The organism is Streptomyces sp. NPDC056738 (genome assembly GCF_042790435.1).
In the GTDB taxonomy this organism is placed as follows: Bacteria; Actinomycetota; Actinomycetes; order Streptomycetales; family Streptomycetaceae; genus Streptomyces.
In genome coordinates this window covers 81,341-97,588 of the sequence record NZ_JBHTZF010000025.1, presented here as the reverse complement: position 1 = coordinate 97,588, position 16,248 = coordinate 81,341, and the positions used below count along the sequence as shown (strand labels likewise).

At 72.1% G+C, this 16,248-nt stretch carries 16 protein-coding genes; 2 read left to right on the top strand and 14 right to left on the bottom strand.

Annotated features, from left to right (window positions below; translation table 11 throughout):
* Positions 1–1,169, bottom strand: a 1,169-nt coding sequence (locus tag ACFRIC_RS39670) for an aldehyde dehydrogenase family protein (protein ID WP_382796643.1), incomplete at its 3' end; no start/stop codon positions are given.
* Positions 1,170–1,361: 192 nt separating this feature from the next.
* Between ACFRIC_RS39670 and ACFRIC_RS39665 the strand changes: the two genes are divergently transcribed.
* Positions 1,362–1,649: a putative quinol monooxygenase gene (locus ACFRIC_RS39665; RefSeq protein WP_382796641.1), complete on the top strand. Its 288-nt coding sequence runs from the start codon at positions 1,362–1,364 to the stop codon at positions 1,647–1,649.
* A 100-nt stretch (positions 1,650–1,749) separates the two neighbouring features.
* Here the strand turns inward: ACFRIC_RS39665 and ACFRIC_RS39660 are convergent, their stop codons facing one another.
* From ACFRIC_RS39660 to ACFRIC_RS39605, 12 genes are all read right to left on the bottom strand, one after another.
* Positions 1,750–2,772, bottom strand: coding sequence for a methionine synthase II (cobalamin-independent)-like protein (locus ACFRIC_RS39660; RefSeq protein WP_382796640.1), 1,023 nt, complete (start codon positions 2,770–2,772; stop codon positions 1,750–1,752).
* Between the two features lie 3 nt (positions 2,773–2,775).
* The gene (locus ACFRIC_RS39655) at positions 2,776–3,417 is read right to left on the bottom strand and encodes a heme-binding protein (protein WP_382796638.1); all 642 of its coding nucleotides are present in this window, start codon (positions 3,415–3,417) and stop codon (positions 2,776–2,778) included.
* Entirely contained in the window at positions 3,414–4,196 is a 783-nt protein-coding gene (locus tag ACFRIC_RS39650; protein WP_382796637.1) for an alpha/beta fold hydrolase, read from the bottom strand. The genes ACFRIC_RS39655 and ACFRIC_RS39650 overlap by 4 nt, the downstream gene beginning before the upstream one ends.
* Positions 4,197–4,246: 50 nt before the next feature.
* Complete coding sequence (locus ACFRIC_RS39645) at positions 4,247–4,618, bottom strand: VOC family protein (protein ID WP_382796636.1); 372 nt, start codon at positions 4,616–4,618, stop codon at positions 4,247–4,249.
* Positions 4,615–5,415 (bottom strand): fumarylacetoacetate hydrolase family protein, encoded by an 801-nt coding sequence (locus ACFRIC_RS39640; RefSeq protein ID WP_382796634.1) that lies wholly within the window; start codon positions 5,413–5,415, stop codon positions 4,615–4,617. The genes ACFRIC_RS39645 and ACFRIC_RS39640 overlap by 4 nt, the downstream gene beginning before the upstream one ends.
* A 5-nt stretch (positions 5,416–5,420) precedes the next feature.
* A complete protein-coding gene (locus ACFRIC_RS39635; protein WP_382796632.1) occupies positions 5,421–6,869 on the bottom strand; it encodes an NAD-dependent succinate-semialdehyde dehydrogenase in 1,449 nt (482 codons plus the stop codon).
* A gap of 86 nt (positions 6,870–6,955) precedes the next feature.
* On the bottom strand, positions 6,956–7,876 hold the full coding sequence (locus ACFRIC_RS39630) for a VOC family protein (protein ID WP_382796631.1): 921 nt from the start codon (positions 7,874–7,876) through the stop codon (positions 6,956–6,958).
* 152 nt (positions 7,877–8,028) lie between these two features.
* Positions 8,029–8,940 carry a LysR family transcriptional regulator gene (locus tag ACFRIC_RS39625; protein WP_382796629.1) on the bottom strand — a complete coding sequence of 304 codons (912 nt, stop codon included), beginning with the start codon at positions 8,938–8,940 and terminating at the stop codon, positions 8,029–8,031.
* 72 nt (positions 8,941–9,012) lie between these two features.
* Entirely contained in the window at positions 9,013–9,978 is a 966-nt protein-coding gene (locus ACFRIC_RS39620; RefSeq protein WP_382796627.1) for a sugar ABC transporter substrate-binding protein, read from the bottom strand.
* A 110-nt stretch (positions 9,979–10,088) separates the two neighbouring features.
* The gene (locus ACFRIC_RS39615) at positions 10,089–11,102 is read right to left on the bottom strand and encodes an ABC transporter permease (RefSeq protein WP_382796625.1); all 1,014 of its coding nucleotides are present in this window, start codon (positions 11,100–11,102) and stop codon (positions 10,089–10,091) included.
* The gene (locus tag ACFRIC_RS39610) at positions 11,099–12,634 is read right to left on the bottom strand and encodes a sugar ABC transporter ATP-binding protein (RefSeq protein ID WP_382796624.1); all 1,536 of its coding nucleotides are present in this window, start codon (positions 12,632–12,634) and stop codon (positions 11,099–11,101) included. The genes ACFRIC_RS39615 and ACFRIC_RS39610 overlap by 4 nt, the downstream gene beginning before the upstream one ends.
* A 38-nt stretch (positions 12,635–12,672) precedes the next feature.
* Positions 12,673–13,263: a carboxymuconolactone decarboxylase family protein gene (locus tag ACFRIC_RS39605; RefSeq protein ID WP_382796622.1), complete on the bottom strand. Its 591-nt coding sequence runs from the start codon at positions 13,261–13,263 to the stop codon at positions 12,673–12,675.
* A gap of 203 nt (positions 13,264–13,466) precedes the next feature.
* Here ACFRIC_RS39605 and ACFRIC_RS39600 point away from each other — a divergent pair, with 203 nt between their 5' ends.
* Positions 13,467–13,871 (top strand): cupin domain-containing protein, encoded by a 405-nt coding sequence (locus ACFRIC_RS39600; RefSeq protein ID WP_382796621.1) that lies wholly within the window; start codon positions 13,467–13,469, stop codon positions 13,869–13,871.
* Between the two features lie 100 nt (positions 13,872–13,971).
* Here ACFRIC_RS39600 and fusA read toward each other — a convergent pair whose 3' ends face one another.
* Positions 13,972–16,074: an elongation factor G gene (gene fusA, locus ACFRIC_RS39595; RefSeq protein WP_382796619.1), complete on the bottom strand. Its 2,103-nt coding sequence runs from the start codon at positions 16,072–16,074 to the stop codon at positions 13,972–13,974.
* Between the last annotated feature and the right edge of the window lie 174 nt (positions 16,075–16,248).

The window sequence follows — 16,248 nt, the reverse complement described above, 5'->3', positions numbered from 1 at the left end:
AGCGCGACGACCGGTCCGAACACCTCCTCGCGCCAGATGTCGAGGTCCGGGGCCACCTCGCCGAGGACGGTCGGGTTGACGTAACAGCCGTGCCCGAGCGCCTCGTCCGTGGGCCGGTCCCCGCCCGCGAGGACGACGGCGCCCTGCTTGACGGCGCGTTCGACGTCGGCGAGGACGCCGTCCCGCTGCCGGGCGCTGACCAGCGGTCCCATCGTGGTGCCCGCGGCGAGTCCGGGGCCGACGCGCAGGGCGGCGGTCTCGGCCAGGAGCAGCGCGGTGAACTCCTCGTACACCGGCCGCTCGACGATCACCCGGCTGGTGGCCGTGCAGCGCTGTCCGGCCTGGGCGAAGCCCGCGGCGGCCACCGCCCTGGCCGAGGCCCCCAGGTCGGCGTCGGCGAGGACCACCGTGGCGTTCTTGCCGCCGAGTTCGCCCTGGAAGCGGACGTTCGTGTGGGCGAGCGCGGCCCGCAGTCCCTCGCCGACCTCGTTGCTGCCGGTGAAGGTGACGGCGGTGAGGCGCGGGTCGCCGAGCAGCGCGTCGGAGATCTCCGCGCCGCGTCCGGTGACCACGCCCAGGACACCGGCGGGCAGACCCGCGTCGTGCAGGGCGCGGGCCAGGTGCAGGGCGGCCTGCGGTGTGTCGGTGGCCGGCTTGAGGATTGCCGCGTCGCCCGCCGCGAGGCAGGGGGCGAGCTTGCGCGCCGGGGTGATCAGCGGGTCGTTCCAGGGGGTGATCGCGAGGACGACACCGAGGGGCTCGCGCTGGTGGTGGGTGCGGGTGTCCGGGCGTACGTCGTGCACGAGCGTGCCGTAGCCCTGGCGCGCGATGCCCGCGTAGTACTCGAGGAAGTCGGCGGCCTTGAGGGTCTCTCCGGTCGCCTCGGCGCGGGTCTTGCCCATCTCGGTGCTCAGGTCCTCGGCGACCTCGGCGACACGCTCGCGCAGCAGCCGGGCCGCATCCGTCATGATCCGGGCGCGCTCGAAGGGGCTGGTGCGCTTCCAGACCGCGAAGCCCTGTTCGGCGTGGTCGTAGGCCTCGGTGACGTCGGCGGCGCTCAGCGCGGGAACGCGGGCCACCGGGGCGCGCAGATCGGCGGGGTCGTGGACGTCGATCCACGCGCCGGTCGCCACCCACTCCCCGCCGATCAGGGTTTCCAGGGTTCGCATCAGGATCACTTCTCTCGTCCGCCGCGGTGCGGGCCGCGGTCAACCGGGTGGGACGTCCGCAGGACACACGAGGGGCGACCCCGTCGGCCAGACCCGCGGCGGCACACATTGCTTGCGCGCCGCACGGGTCGCTCATCAGGGGATACGTGCTGGAATCGGCGGACCCGACAGCCCGCCCCCCGGAGGAAACACATGGCTTTCGCCGTCGTCGCCCACTACCGCTGCGCGCCCGCCGACGCCGGCACCGTGCGCGCCGCGCTGCTGAAGATGCGCGAGCTCACCCCCACGGAACCGGCGAACCTCGCCTACGAGGTGCACGCCGAGGTGGACCGGCCGGGCTCGTTCGTGCTCTACGAGCGCTACACCGACCGCGCGGGCTTCGAGGCGCACCGGGCGACGGAACACTTCGAGGCGTTCGTCGTGGGTGTCGTCCTGCCGCTGCTGACGGAACGCACGGTGACGTTCGCCGAGGTGCTCTGAACCGCCGGTCATGGAGCGCGACCGCGACCGGGGGCCACCGGTCCCCCGGGTCGGCCGGCCGGGAGACCCCCCGTGGCTCCCGGCCGGCCCGGTCGCCGGATCAGAACTCGTTGCCCCAGCAGTACCGGGCGAGGGTCTCCACGAGGACCAGTTTGCGGCGCTGGTCCTCGGCGGTCAGGAGCGGTCGTGTCGCGACGTCGGCGAAGCCTCGGGACGGCGAAAGGGCCATGTCCTCGATGTCCTTGATCTCGGCGCCGGCGTCGATGCGGGCGAGCACCGTGTCGATCTCCTCCGGTTCGGGGCTGGTGGCGTCCACGACCCCGAGGCACACGTCCCGGTCCTCCGGCAGCGCCCTGAGCAGGTCGAGTTCGGCGGTCGTCCCCCGGTCGTACGGGAGGATCCAGCGGTCCGCGGGGACCTCGCCGTACAGCCGCTCCGCCCTGGCCCGGTCCACCGCGTCCGGTGCCCGCCGGCCGGGGCAGACCCCGATCCGTACGCCCTCGGGACGCTCGTCCAGGCGCACCGCGAGGGACTCCACGGCGAGCGCGTCCTCGAAGGTCAGCGCCCCGGGAGCGGCCGGGTCGGCCGCCAAGTGGCCCAGCAGGAACGGGTTGTCGAGCTGGATCAGCCGGACGCCGCGGGAGACGAGGAGTCCGATCTCCGCGCGGACGATCTCCGCCAGCGCCTCGCCGAGTTCACGGGCGGAGGACGGGCCGCCGGAGGCAGCGAGGGCGGGATCGAAGGTGGTGGCGGCGAGGTAGGCCGGGGAGGGCAGGGACACCTTGGGCGCGATCACCGTCAGCTCGGTGAGCCGGGCCGCCCGGTCGGCCACCAGCGGGCCGTCGGCCTTGGGCAGGGCCTCGGCCACCCAGCGGGCCAGGCCGTCGGGCCCGGTGTCCCCCGTACGGCGGAAGCCGGACACGGCGCCGAGGACGGCACCGCGGAAGTCCTCGTACGGGAAGCCGCCGTCCGTGACGACGGTGGAGCGCACCGTGCGCTGGAGCGCGACCGCCTCCCTGACCGCGTCGTCCAGGGCCGCGGGGTCGTCGCCCGGGTTCGTCAGGCCGGCCGGGCGGACCAGGCTGCCGTGGTGGTCGATGCGGTAGTTGAACGTGTCCGCCATGGCTCAGGCACCCTTCTCGGTGTTCTCGGCGTTCCGTGCCGTCTCGGCGCTGCCGGTGTTCCGTGCCGTACCGGCGGCCTCGGTGTCGCCTGGCGTGCCGGTGTCCTCGGTGCTCAGGACCGTCCCATCGGACTCGGTGCCGCCTGGCGTGCCGGTGTCCTCGGTGCTCCGGGGTTTCCCGTGGTCGCCGGCCGCCGGGCCCGCGACGCCCCAGGCCGCGAACTCCAGTTCGTAGCCGAGGGACGCGAGGACCTCGTCGGCGACCCGCTGGTCCTCGTCCGCGGTGCCGCCCGCGATGCCGAGTCCGCCGATGATCTCGCCGTCCCTCTTGATGGTGACGCTGCCCTCGGCGGCCATGATGGGCAGTGCGGCACCGGGCAGTTGGGAGAGCTGGGCGAAGAACACCGGCTGGCTCTCCTGCCACTTCTTCAGCATCCTGCCGGGGCGCTGCATGACGGCCGCGGTGTACGCCTTGGCCCGGGCGATGTCCGGGGTGAGGGGGCGGGCGCCGTCGCAGCGGCGGACGCTGACGACGAACCCGCCCGCGTCCACCACGGCGACGCTGACCGCCTTGCCGAGCGCCTGGGCCCGCTCCAGTGCTGCGGTGACGATCTCCTCGGCGGCGTCGAGGGTGAGGCTGCTCATGCGGCGTCCTTCCGTCCGAGGGTGCGGCGCAGGTGCGCGACGGCCTGGTTGTAGGGGCCGGGCGTCTCCCAGTACATGGAGTGCGGGGCGTCCGGGACGATCTCCAGCCGGGAGGCGGGGAGCAGTTCGTGGGCGCGGGTCACGGTCTTCACGCTGAGCACCGCGTCCTTCTCGCCGAGGAGGAAGGCGATCGCGACGCCCGACTCCTCGATGTCGCGCAGCGAGGGACCGTCTGTGTCGAGATTGCGCAGGTCGGCCATCCTGGCGACGTTGAAGGTGCCCATCTGCTGGAAGAGGAACGTGCGGTCGGCGTGTTCCCGCTGGAAACGCCGGGTGAGCAGCCGGTCGACGACGGGGAGTTTCACGGCCTCGGCGCGGTCCGCGGCGGCCAGTTCGCGCAGTTCGGGGTGGCTGATGCCGCCGAGGGAGTGGCCGAGGACGACGGCCCCGACCCGGTCGGGGCGCAGCAGGCCGGCGCGCAGGGCGGCCACCGAGCCGATGGACTGGCCGACGAGCATCACGTCGGTGAGGTCCTCGGCCTCCAGGACGGCGAGCACGTCGCCCGGGAAGTCCTGGCCGTCGAATTCCGGCATGGCGGAGTCGGACTTGCCGAAGCCGCGCAGGTCCAGGGTGACGACGGTGAACTCCTCGCGCAGGGCGGCCACTTGCTGCCACCAGGCGGCGTGGTTGCCGCCGCTGCCGTGCACGAAGAGGATCACCGGTCCGCTGCCGTGACGTTCGTAGTAGAGGGAGGTGCCGTCGGAGTCGGCGAAGGGCATGGGAGAAGGCTCCTGGAGGTACGGGGGAGGGGAATCCTGGCCGCGCGCGCTCAGTGGGGGCGCCTGCCGTGGAAGACCAGCTCGATCATGGTGTGGTCGGGGTCGTGGATGTAGCAGAACTTGGACTGGTTCTCGGGGCGTTCGATCGGGCGGGTGTGCCGGATGCCCAGCTCCTTGAGGTGGGCCAGGAACTCGTCCCAGTCCTCGACCTCGACGGCGAAGTGGTAGGGCGCCATGCGCTCCATTTCCTCGACCGGGGTGAAATGGAGGTCGAAGGTGCCGCGGGTCATCAGGACGACCCGGGTGTTGGACCTGGGCATGATGCGCTTCATCCCGAAGACCTTCGTGTACCACTCGGCGGTGCGGTCGGGGTCGGTGGTGGGGAAGTTGACGTGGTGGATGTAGAGCGGAGCCTTGCTCATGCGGGATTCCCTTCCGGATGTACGGGGTTGGAGAGCACGCCGATGCCGCTGATCTCGATGTCGACGGTGTCCCCGGGCTCGATCGGGCAGGTCGACTCGGCGCCCATCCACAGCACGTCGCCGGGGCGCATGGTGATGTGCCGGGTGATCTCGACGATGTGGTCGAAGGGGTCGAAGACCATGTCGCCGGTCGGGAACGCGGCCCGTTCCTCGCCGTTGACCCGGAGCGTGGTCGTCTGCGCGAGCGCGTCGACGTCCGTCTCGATCCAGGGACCCATCGGCTTGAAGGTGTCGCTGTTCTTGCTGCGCCAGAACGTGCGGTCCCGGTGCTGCCAGTCGCGGGCGCTGACGTCGTTGCCGATCGTCCAGCCGAAGACCGCGGCGCGGGCCTCCTCGTAGGTGGCGTGCCGCAGCGTTCTGCCGATGACGGCGACGAGTTCGGGTTCGGCCTCGAACCGGCCGGACACACCGTCCGGTTTGACGATGGGCGATCCGTGGCCGGTCAGGGCGTTGTTGGCGCGGTAGCCGACTTCGGGGCGGGTGGGGACCTCGGCGCCGCAGTGCGCGATGTGGCGTGGGTAGTTCAGGCCGACGGCGTAGAACACGGGCGGGACGACGGCCGGCAGCCAGACGGCCTCGGCCCGGGGCACGGTGCCGATGACGGTGAGGCCGGGGTCGTCGTCGTACGTCCGCCGCTCCCTGGACGTCAGGGGGGACCCGGACAGCAGCTCGACGTCCTCCTCCCCCACGCGGCCCCACACCGCCCGTCCGCCGGCCGACACGCGGGTGTATCGCATGGCGGTCAGCCCGCCAGCAGGTGGGAGACGCGCTTGGTGATCAGGTAGGCGTCCAGGGCCTCGGGTCCGCCCTCCCTGCCGTAGCCGCTCTCCTTGACGCCGCCCGAGGGTGCCTCGCTGACGGAGCCGCCGCAGTGGTTGAGCGAGAGGATGCCCGCCTCCAGTTCGCGCACCAGGTGTTCGGCGGTGGCCGCGGACTCGGTGAAGGCGTAGGCGGCGAGTCCGTAGGGCAGTTCGTTCGCGGTGCGCAGCGCGTCGTCGAGGTCGCCGAAGGAGCTGATGGGCGCGAGCGGCCCGAAGGGTTCCTCGCGCATCAGGTCCGCCTCCGGGGGCACGTCGGTGAGGACGGTCGGCGCGAAGAAGTAGCCGGCGCGGTCCAGGCGTTCGCCGCCGGTGCGGACGGTGGCGCCCCGGCGCACGGCGTCGGCGGTGAGGCGTTCCATCGCCCGGAGCCGGCGTTCGTTGGCGAGGGGGCCCATGGTGGTGCCGTCGGCCAGGCCGTCGCCGACGACGACCGCCTCGGCCGCCTTCACGAACTCGGTGGTGAAGTCGTCGACGAGGCTCTCGTGGACGAGGAAGCGGCTCGGCGAGGTGCAGACCTGGCCGGCGTTGGCGAACTTGGCCTGGGCGGCGCGGCGGGCGGCGCGGGCCGGGTCGGCGTCCGCGCAGACGATCACCGGGGCGTGGCCGCCCAGTTCCATCAGGGACGGCTTCATGACCGCGCCCGCGGCGGCGGCCAGGAGTTTGCCGACGGGGACCGAGCCGGTGAAGGCGACGAGACGGACGACCGGTGAGGCGATCAGGTGGGCCGACACCTCGGCGGGTTCGCCGAAGACGAGGTTGAGGACGCCGTCCGGCAGTCCGGCGTCCACGAAGCAGCGGACGAGGGCGGCGGCCGTGGCCGGGGTCTCCTCGGAGGCCTTGATGACGATGGAGCAGCCCGCGGCGAGGGCCGAGGAGATCTTGCGCATCGGTCCGCCGGCCGGGAAGTTCCAGGGGACGAACGCGGCGACGGGGCCGATCGGTTCACGGCGTACGGACAGCAGGGTGCCCGGGGCGGAGGGGATGACGCGGCCGTAGGCGCGGCGGGCGTCGTCGGCGTGCCAGCGCAGGGTGTCGGCGACGCGGCGGGCCTCCCCGGTGGCCTCGGCGAGGGGCTTGCCCTGTTCGAGGGTCATGACGCGGCCCACGTCGGCGGCCCGCTCGGTGAGCAGGTCGGCGGCGGTGTGCAGGATCGCGGTGCGCCCGGCGACGGGGGTGTCGCGCCAGGTCCTGAATCCCCGTGCGGCGGCGTCGAGCGCGCGGTCGAGGTCGGCGGTGGTGGCGAGGGGGACCTCTCCGATCACCTCCTCGGTGGCCGGGTCGACGATCGGGGCGGTGCGTCCGGTGCCGCCCGGGCACCATTGCCCCGCTATGTGCAGGCGGACGGCGGGATAGCCGTGGTCGGTGGTCATGGGTGGGAGCCCTCTCAGGCCGGCGGACGAGACGGTGGGAGCCCGCGGCGCGGAGGCCGGGGGGTGGGGCGGGGGCCGGGGCCCGGTCAGGAGGCGGAGGCGTCCTGCTGGTCGCGGTTGGTGCGCAGGGCCCAGATGTGGTGCGGAGGGGTGGCCGTGTGGACGCGGGTCTCGTACGAGTCGTCGACCCGGTCCATGTCGGCGGCGTACTCGACGCGCCCGCCGCAGGGCGCGTGCACGAAACGGAAGACGTTGGAGCCGACGGTGTGGCGGCCGAGTCTGCGGGCCTCGCGCCAGCCCCGGTCGATCATGTGGTTGCCGCCCTCGACGACGTCGTCGAAGCCGGGGACCTCGTAGGCGATGTGGTTGACGCCGGCCTTGTCGGGGCGGTGGCAGAGCAGCATGGTGTGCTGGTCGTCGTCGCCCGGTGCCCGCATGAAGACGCCCATGGGTTCGACGACGTCGGTCGGCCGGAAGCCGAGGCGGTCGACGTAGAAGGCGACGGCTTCCTCGCGGCCCTCCTTGCGGATGTTGAGCGCCACATGGCACATGCGCAGCGGGCGGACGCGGGTGATCGGTTCCAGCGCGGTGTTCCAGCGGGTGACACTGCCCAACGCGTTGGCGGGCCGTGGGGTGAGGTCGGCGGGCCGGGGCCGGGCGAGGGTCAGACCGGCGCCGAAGCCCGTCTCGTCCACGGTGTGGAACACCCCCGCGGCGTCCTGCCGGACCGGGCGGTCGCGGCCCGCCGCGGCGGCCAGGCGCTCCAGCTCCCGGGGAGTGTCGACGCCCCAGACCACTTCCCGCAGGGTGGGTCCGTCCTCCACCGGGGGCGGGAGCGGGCTGCCCGGTGCGGTGTCGAGGTGGAGGGTCTGGCCGGTGCGGGTCTCGAACACGGCGTGCTCGTCGGTCCGTTCCAGCGCGAAGAGCCCGAAGTCGTCGAAGAACCGGACGCATTCGTCCAGGTCGTCGACGCTGTAGGTGACCGATTCGATTCTCTGGATTCCCATGGGTTCCTCGTTTCGCGGGTCGCCTGGTGAGCGTAGGTTTCCGGCTCCGGCGGGCTCAACGGTCCGGGTTCGACGGAATGCGCAATCGTTTCTTGCGGCCGGGGAATGCCGTACGGACGGATCCGTTCGGGATGTTCCGCACGGGATGGTTTTCAGGAGCGGATGGCCGGAATGGGATTCTGGGAGAACCACGCGGTGAGGAAATCCAGGAAGACGCTGACCTTGCGCGGTGTGCCCTGTCCCGGGCCGTAGATCGCGTACAAGGGGCGGTCGGGGACGGCGAGTTCGGGCAGCAGGACCTGGAGGGCGCCCGAGATGAGATCGTCGTACGCCGACCGCTGGGGCAGCAGGGCGATGCCGCGCCCGTGCACGGCGGCCTTCTGCAGCGCGATGTACGAGTTCGACGAGAAGGCGACGTTACGGATCTTGTGCAGGGTGGAGGCGTGGCCGTGACCGATGCGCCAGACCGGGTCGTTGACGTGCACGAGGCACTCGTGGGCGGCGATCCCGTTCGGCTCGGTGAGCGGTCCGCCGCGTTCGAGGTACGTCTCGGAGGCGCACAGGACGAACGGCAGTGAGGCGATCTTCTTGAGGCGGACGCTGGAGTCCCTCAGATCCCGGGTGTGGAAGGCCACGTCGAACCCGCTGTCGAGGAAGTCGTAGGTCCGGTCGGACATGCCGCCCAGTTCGAACCGGACCTGGATCCTCGGGTGGGAGGCGGAGAACGCGGCGATCGCGTCGCCGAGATCCAGGCTCCCGATCCACTTGGGGCAGATGATGCTGAGCGTGCCCTCGGCGCGGTCGTGGAGCTGGGCTATCCCCGCGTCCTCGGCCTCGATCTCCTCCAGGATCCGCGCGGCGAAGTCGGCGTAGCGCCGGCCGGGTTCGGTGAGGCTGACGGAACGGGCCGTGCGGTTGACCAGCCTGACGCCCACCTGTCGTTCCAGTTCGGCGACGTGGCGTGAGACCAGGGAGCCGGAGGAGCCCAGCTTCTTGGCGGCGCCGTTGAAGCTGCCGACCTGTGCGACGGTGACGAAGCTGTGCATGAGGAGCAAGCGGTCCATGGTTCCCTCCGGAGGCCCACGACTGCCAGGGGTGGGCCCCGGCGGCGGTGCCGGTGTTCGGGCGTGCGGGCGCTACGACGTGGGGCAGTACTGCGGGGCCTTGGTCAGGTTGTCCTTGGTGACCAAGAGAAGAGGAATGTTGGCAATCTTGTCAACCTTTTCTTTGCCCAGCAGACCGATGGTGCTCTCCACCGCCGTCCGGCCGATGACCATGGCCGAGTTGGACACGGTCGCGGAGAACCGGCCGTCCTTCACGGCGGCCAGCCCCTCGTCGGTGCCGTTGACGGTCACGATCTTGACGTCCTTGGCCCCGGCTGCGTCGAACGCCTTGCGGACGGCGAAACCCATCTCCTCGTTGGCGACGAAGGCGTAGTCCAGGTCCGGGTGCGCCTGGATCATGTTCTCGGCGACCTCCTGGGCCTTGACCGGGTTGAACATGCCGGGCTGGTTCGCCACGACCTTCGCGTTGGCCGGCAGTTCGTTGGTGAACCCGCCCACGAGCAGGTCGGAGGCCGCGCCGGGCGCGCCCGCGACCACGCCGACCTTCACGTTCTCGCCGTCCGCGTCCTTTCCGACCCAGTCGGCGTCCAGGGCACCGACCTTCTGGAGGTCGACGACGGCCGCGCCGAGGATGTCGTTGGCCTGGGCGGGGGCGACCGAGGTCAGGTAGATCGGAATGCCGGAGGCCTTGGCCTTGGCGATGTCCCCGTCGAGCGAGTCGACGTTGACGGTCTGCACGATCAGCGCGTCGACATCGCGGGAGATCATGTCCTCGATGTTGGACAGTTCGGTCCCGGCGTTCTGGTGGGAATTGGCCGTGTAGACCTTTGCTCCTTCCGACTTCGCCGTCTGCTCGACGGCCTTCTGGAGACACGTGTGGAACGCGGTGTCGGCGCCGTTGACGAATCCGAGCGTGACGGAACCGGAACTCGCCCCGGCCGAGGCGGCGTTGTCGTTCTCGGCACAGCCGCTCAGCACCAGGGTGGTGCCGGCGGCCGCGGCGATCAGGGCGCGGCGGGTACGGACGGAAAGTCTCATGGTCGTACGCCTTTCAGGACGGGAAAAGGGCAGGGGGGATCGCCTTCGGAATGCGGGAGAAGGAAATCGCCTGCGACGGGACGGGAATGGGTGAGGTGACGCGGGCGGCGTCAGTTCCGTGCGGAACGGGCCTTGTGGAACTCGTTGGCCACGGCCGCGACGAGCAGGACCCCGCCCACGGAGACCGGCTGGTAATTGCTGGAGACCTGAAGGAGGTTCAGCGCGTTGGCCACGACGCCGAGGAGCACGACACCGAGCGCGGTACCGATCACGGTGCCGTGGCCGCCGGCCAGCGAGGTGCCGCCGATGACCACCGCGGCGACCGCGGTGAGCTGGACGGAGAGTCCGCCCGTGCCGGGGCTGCTGGAGCCGAGCCGGGACAGCAGCATCAGACCGGCCAGACCGGACAGGGCACCGGTGAGGGCGTACAGCGTGAGCTTGCGGGCGGTGACGTCGATGCCGCTGAGCCGGGCCACGTGCTCGTTGCCGCCGATGGCGTAGGCGTCCCGGCCGAACACGGTGAACCGCATGACCAGGGCCGTCGCCACGAGGACCAGGACGGCGAGCACGAGCAGGTAGGGGATGCCGAGGATCTTGTCGTTGCCCAGCGGGAACATCCGGGTGCCGATGGAGACGCTGACGCTGTCGAGCACGAGCAGCGCGACACCGTCGAGCAGGGTGGCCGTGGCCAGGGTGACGACGAACGGGGCGACGTTGGTGAACGTCACGACGAGCCCGTTCACCAGGCCGATCGCCGTGGCGAGGGCGATCGTGGCCACCACGGTGAGGACGGTGGAGTGGCCGTGCGACAGCATCTGCGCGCCGAGGGCGGTGGTGACGGAGACGTTGCTGCCCATGGAGAAGTCCATGCCGCCCGCGGTCATGAGCAGGGTCAGGCCGGCCGCGATCACGGCGGTGACGCTCACCTGCCGCAGAATGTTGATCACGTTCGTGTCGGTGGCGAACGCGTCGGTCCGCAGCACGGTGGCCACCACCACGACGGCCAGGACGGCGGTCAGGCCGGTGTGCGGGGCGCGGCGCAGCGCGCCGAGGCGGTTCCCCGGCCCCCTCCGGCCCTGCGGGTCCGCGACCCGCGGCGCGGCGGGACGTGTCTTGACGCTCACTGGGGCTGACCTCCGAGTGCGGTGGCGACGAGTTCGTCGCGGGTGATGGCGGTGATGTCGTGCTCGGCGACCGGGCGGCCCGCGCTGACGACGATCACGCGGTCGGCGAGCCGCATGACCTCCTCGGCGGACGAGGACGCGAGCAGCACGGCCGCGCCGCGCGAGGCGAGGTCGTCGATCAGGGCGTGGATGTCGGCCATGGCGGCGATGTCCACGCCGTTCGTGGGGTCTTCGAGGAAGCAGGCGACCGGCTCCGTCTGCAGCCACTTGGCGAGCAGCACCTTTTGCTGGTTGCCGCCGGACAGGGCGCTCACCGGCGGGTTGCCGGCGAGCGACACGACTCCGTAGCTGCGCCGCAGCGGCCGTGCGCGGCGGGCGAGTTCGCCCCGTCGGTGCAGTCGTCTGCGGGCGAAGCGGTCGCCGGCGAGCATCAGGTTCTCGTCCAGGGACATGCCCGGCACCAGTCCGAGGGCCCGTCGGTCGCCCGTGACGCAGCGCAGTCCGCCGGCGAGCGAGGCGTGCACCCGGCCGAAGGGCACCGGGGCCCCGTCGACGAGGAGTTCGCCGGAGTCGGGGCGGCGGCGGCCGGAGAGCAGGTCGAAGAGTCGGGACTGCGCGTCGCCGGCCGGTCCGAGGACCGCGACGATCTCACCCCTGCGCACCTCGACGTCCAGGCCCCGCACGGCCCGGCCGTCGCTGAGCGCGCGGACCGCGAGGCCGATCTCGTCCTTGGGGGCGGGGCGCTCCGAGCGGCGCGAGACGACGTCGCGGCCGACCATGGCGCGCACCAGCGCGTCCGGGTCGAGCTCGGCGGCCGGCGCGCTGCGCACCACGGCTCCGTCGCGGAGCACGGTGAGGCGGTCCGCGACGGCCATCACCTCATCGATGTAGTGCGAGATGTAGACGACGGCGACACCTTCGTCGCGCAGGGTGCGCACCAACTCCCTGATCTGGCGGGCGGCTTCGGCGCTCAGGCAGGCGGTCGGCTCGTCGAGGACGAGGATCCGGCCGCCGCGGCGCACCTCGCGGGCCACTTCGACCATGGTCTGTTCGGCGACGCTCAGCGAACCCGCGGTCCGGTCCACGTCGATGTCGATGCCGAGCCCCGAAAGGGCCCGCGCGGCCTCGGACTTGAGCGTCCTCCAGTGCACCGCGCCGCGCCGGGTGGGCAGGTCGCCGAGCATGACGTTCTCCGCGACGCTCAGGCCCATCGCCAGTTCGCGGCGCTGGGGGACCGAGGCGATGCCGAGCCGTCGGGCCCTGCGGACGGTCAGTGCGTGCTGGGTGTGTCCGTCGACCTCGACGGTGCCGGAGTCGGCCTGGTGCACCCCGGAGAGGATCTGCACCAGCGTCGACTTCCCGGCGCCGTTCATGCCCATGAGCGCGTGGACCTCGCCGGGGTACAGGTCGAGATCGACGTCCGTGAGCGCGGCGGCGCCGCCGAAGTTCTTGGTGACACCGCGGACGCGCAGGACGGGTCCACGGGCGGTCCCTGCGCCGTCGGCCGTCGTGGTCGGAGTTCCTGGGGTCACGGCGGCGCCTCCTTGCGCGTCCCGGTCCGCGAGGGTGGTCACGGCCGCGGTCCGTCGCCGTGGCCCAGACGCCCGTAGCCGCGGATGTCGGGGAAGGGGGGCTCGCGGTCGGCCTGGAGGTCCACCTGGAAGGTGTTCAGGCACATCCCGAGCATGGTGAAGTTGCCGAGCGCGCCGATGGTGTCCACCAGGCCCCTGGGGCCGAAGTGGCCGAGCGCCCGGGCGAAGGTGTCGTCGCGGACGAAGTGCTCTTCGAGGACCTCCCGGCAGAACTGGTAGAAGGCCTGGTCGGCCTCGTCGTCGAAGACCGCCTCCCGCCTCTCGGCGACGGCCTTCACCGCGGCCTCGGGGACGCCCGCCTCGACGGCCTGGTCCACGTGCGCGTTCCAGGAGTACTGGGCGTCCCAGTTCCGGGCGGCCATCAACAGGGCCAGTTCGCGCAGATGCCGGGGCAGACCGCAGTCGAACCGGGCGAAGGCGCCGAGCGATTCGGCGCGCTCGCACATCTCCGGGCTGTGCAGCCAGACCCGGAAGGGACCGCGGACGGCGCCGCGCCGGCCGGCGATGCGGGCGGCTAGTTCCCGCTGGCGCGGTTCCATGTCCTCATCGGTCAGAACGGGGAGCCTCATGTGGCTGCTACCTGCCTTTTCTTTCCGGCGTGTTTCCGGCACGTACGGGTATGCCGTGCGATGCCAGTGGACGGTACAGCCGGGCGCGGAAAGCTCACCCTCCCTGGAATGCAAGGTAAAACTGCACGCCGGACGGCACCCGTTCACGGACACGCGACCTAACGTCGGTCGACGCATCACCGTCGACCGAAGAGGAACTCCGGATGACCACGATCATCGAAGCCGCGTCCGTGCCCCTGCTGGACCGGGGCGGCGCCGTCGTGACGACGCCGCTCATCACCACCCGCTCGGCCGGCGGGGAGAACCGCGTCACCAGCGGGATGAGCGTCTACCCGGTCGGCTCCGGAGCCCCTCTGCACTCCCACAACTGCGACGAGCACGTGACGATCCTGGAGGGCCAGGCGGAGGTGGTCGTCGACGGTGAGGTGACGAAGCTGAGGCGCTTCGACACCACGTACGTCCCCTCCCCCGTCCCCCATCTCTTCAGGAACATCGGCGACGGGCCGCTGCGCATCCTGTGGGTCTACTCCTCGGGCCATGTGACCCGCACCTTCACCGCGACCGGGAAGACGGTCGAACACCTCTCGGACGAGGACCAGATGGGCTGACGCGAGAACGGCCCCGCCCTTCTCGGGGCGGAGCCGTCCTCGACGGGCTTCCTCAACAGCCGTCCTCAGCGGGCGTCCTCGGGAACGGGACCGCTCGGGGTCACCGGGCGGGCGCTCCCTGGGCGGGGGCCGGGGCGAGGCCGGCGGGGCGGGTCGTGAACACGCCCCGGCCCTGGGTCCGGCTGCGCAACCGGGTCGCGTAGCCGAAGAGTTCGGCCAGCGGCACGGTGGCGGTGATCACCGACGTGCTCCCGCGGGTGAGCGAGCCCGAGACCCTGCCGCGCCGGGCCGCGAGGTCGCCGAGCACTCCGCCCACGGCTTCCTCGGGCACGGTGACGGTGACCTCGGCCACCGGCTCCAGCAGGACCATCGCACTGGCGCGCAGCGCCTCGCGCAGCCCGAACCGGCCGGCCGCGCGGAACGCCATCTCCGAGGAGTCCTTCGCATGGGTCGCCCCGTCGGTGAGGGTGACGCGCAGCCCGGTCACCGGGTGACCGCCGAGGGGCCCCTCGGCGAGCGCGTCCCGGCAGCCCGCCTCCACGGCACGGACGTACTCCTGCGGCACCCGGCCGCCGACGACCGTCGAACCGAAGACGAAGCCCGTCGCCGCCTCCCCGGTACCGCCCGGGTCCGTCCCCAGCGGTTCCACGTCGAGGACGACATGGGCGAACTGCCCGGCGCCACCGTCCTGTTTGACATGCCGGTACACCAGCCCCGACACCCCGCGGGCGACCGTCTCGCGGTAGGCCACCCTCGGCCGCCCGACGGCGGCGTCGAGCCCGTGGGCGCGCCGGATCTTCTCCACCGCCACCTCCAGATGCAGTTCTCCCATGCCCGACAGCACCGTCTGCCCGGTCTCGGGGTCGGTGCGGACGACCAGGGAGGGATCCTCCTCGGCCAGCCGCGCCAGCGCCGTCACCAGGCGGTCGGTCTCGGTGCTCGTGCGCGCCTCGACCGCGACGGACACCACCGGATCGGCGACGACCGGCGGTTCGAGGAGCAGCGGCGCCCCGGGGGCGCACAGGGTCGCCCCGGCCCGGGCGGACTTCGGCCCGATCACGGCGACGATGTCACCGGCCACCGCGCGCTCCAGCGCCGCGTGGCGGTCGGCCCGTACGCGCAGGATGCGGGCGATCCGCTCGGTGCGCCCCGTGCCGACGTCCAGCACCGTCTGTCCCTTCTCCACCGTGCCCGAGTAGACACGCAGGTACGTCATCCGTCCGGTCGCGGTGGCGTTCACCTTGAACACCAGGCCCGCGAACGGTGCCGCCGGGTCCGCCTCCCGTTCCCGCTCCGCGCCCTGGTGCGTGCCGCGGACGGCGGGCACGTCGAGGGGCGAGGGCAGGTAGGCCACCATGGCGTCCAGCAGTGGTTCGACACCGCGGTTGCGGTAGGCCGAGCCGCACAGCACCACGACGCCCTCACCGGTACGGGTCAGGTCGCGCAGCGCGGACGCCAGGGTCCGTGCCGAGAGGGTGGAGCTGACGCAGAACTCCTCCAGGGCCGCCGGATGGAGTTCCGCCACCGCCTCCTCCAGGAGCCGGCGCCGGCGCCGGGCCTCCTCCAGCAGGTCCCGCGGCACCGGGATCTCCTCGGCGGACTCGGCGCCGTCGGCCCACACCAGCGCGCGCATCCGCAGCAGATCGACCACGCCGGTGAAGGCGTCCTCCGTGCCGATGGGCAACTGGACGACCAGGGGCGCCGGATGCAGCCGCTCGCGGATCGAGTCGACGGCGGCGTCCAGGTCGGCGCCCGCGCGGTCCAGCTTGTTCACGAAGGCGATCCGCGGGACGCCGTGCCGGTCGGCCCGCCGCCACACCGACTCGCTCTGCGGCTCGACGCCCGCCACGGCGTCGAACACCGCGACGGCTCCGTCGAGGACGCGGAGCGAGCGCTCGACCTCGTCGGAGAAGTCGACGTGTCCCGGGGTGTCGAGCAGGTTGATCCGGTGGCCGTCCCAGGCGCAGGTGACGGCCGCGGCGAAGATGGTGATGCCGCGGTCGCGCTCCTGCGGGTCGAAGTCGGTGACGGTGGTGCCGTCATGGACCTCGCCCCGTTTGTGGATGGTGCCGGTGAGATAGAGGATCCGTTCGGTCACGGTGGTCTTCCCGGCGTCGACATGGGCGAGGATGCCCAGGTTGCGGACGACGGCGAGGGGGCCGGTGACGGGGTCGGTGAGGTGACGGTGCAGGTCGGTACGCACGGCCGAGGGCCTTTCGGACGATCCGGAAACGGGTCGGCGCGATTCCCGGACGACACGCCTGGATCAGGCGGTGGCGGACCTCCCGCGGGCACGGCGCACGGCGACCGGGTGTGCGGTCGCCGGCGTGCGGGCGGAGGTCAGTGAGTCGTCGCGGGCGTCCGGTTCCGGCCGCGC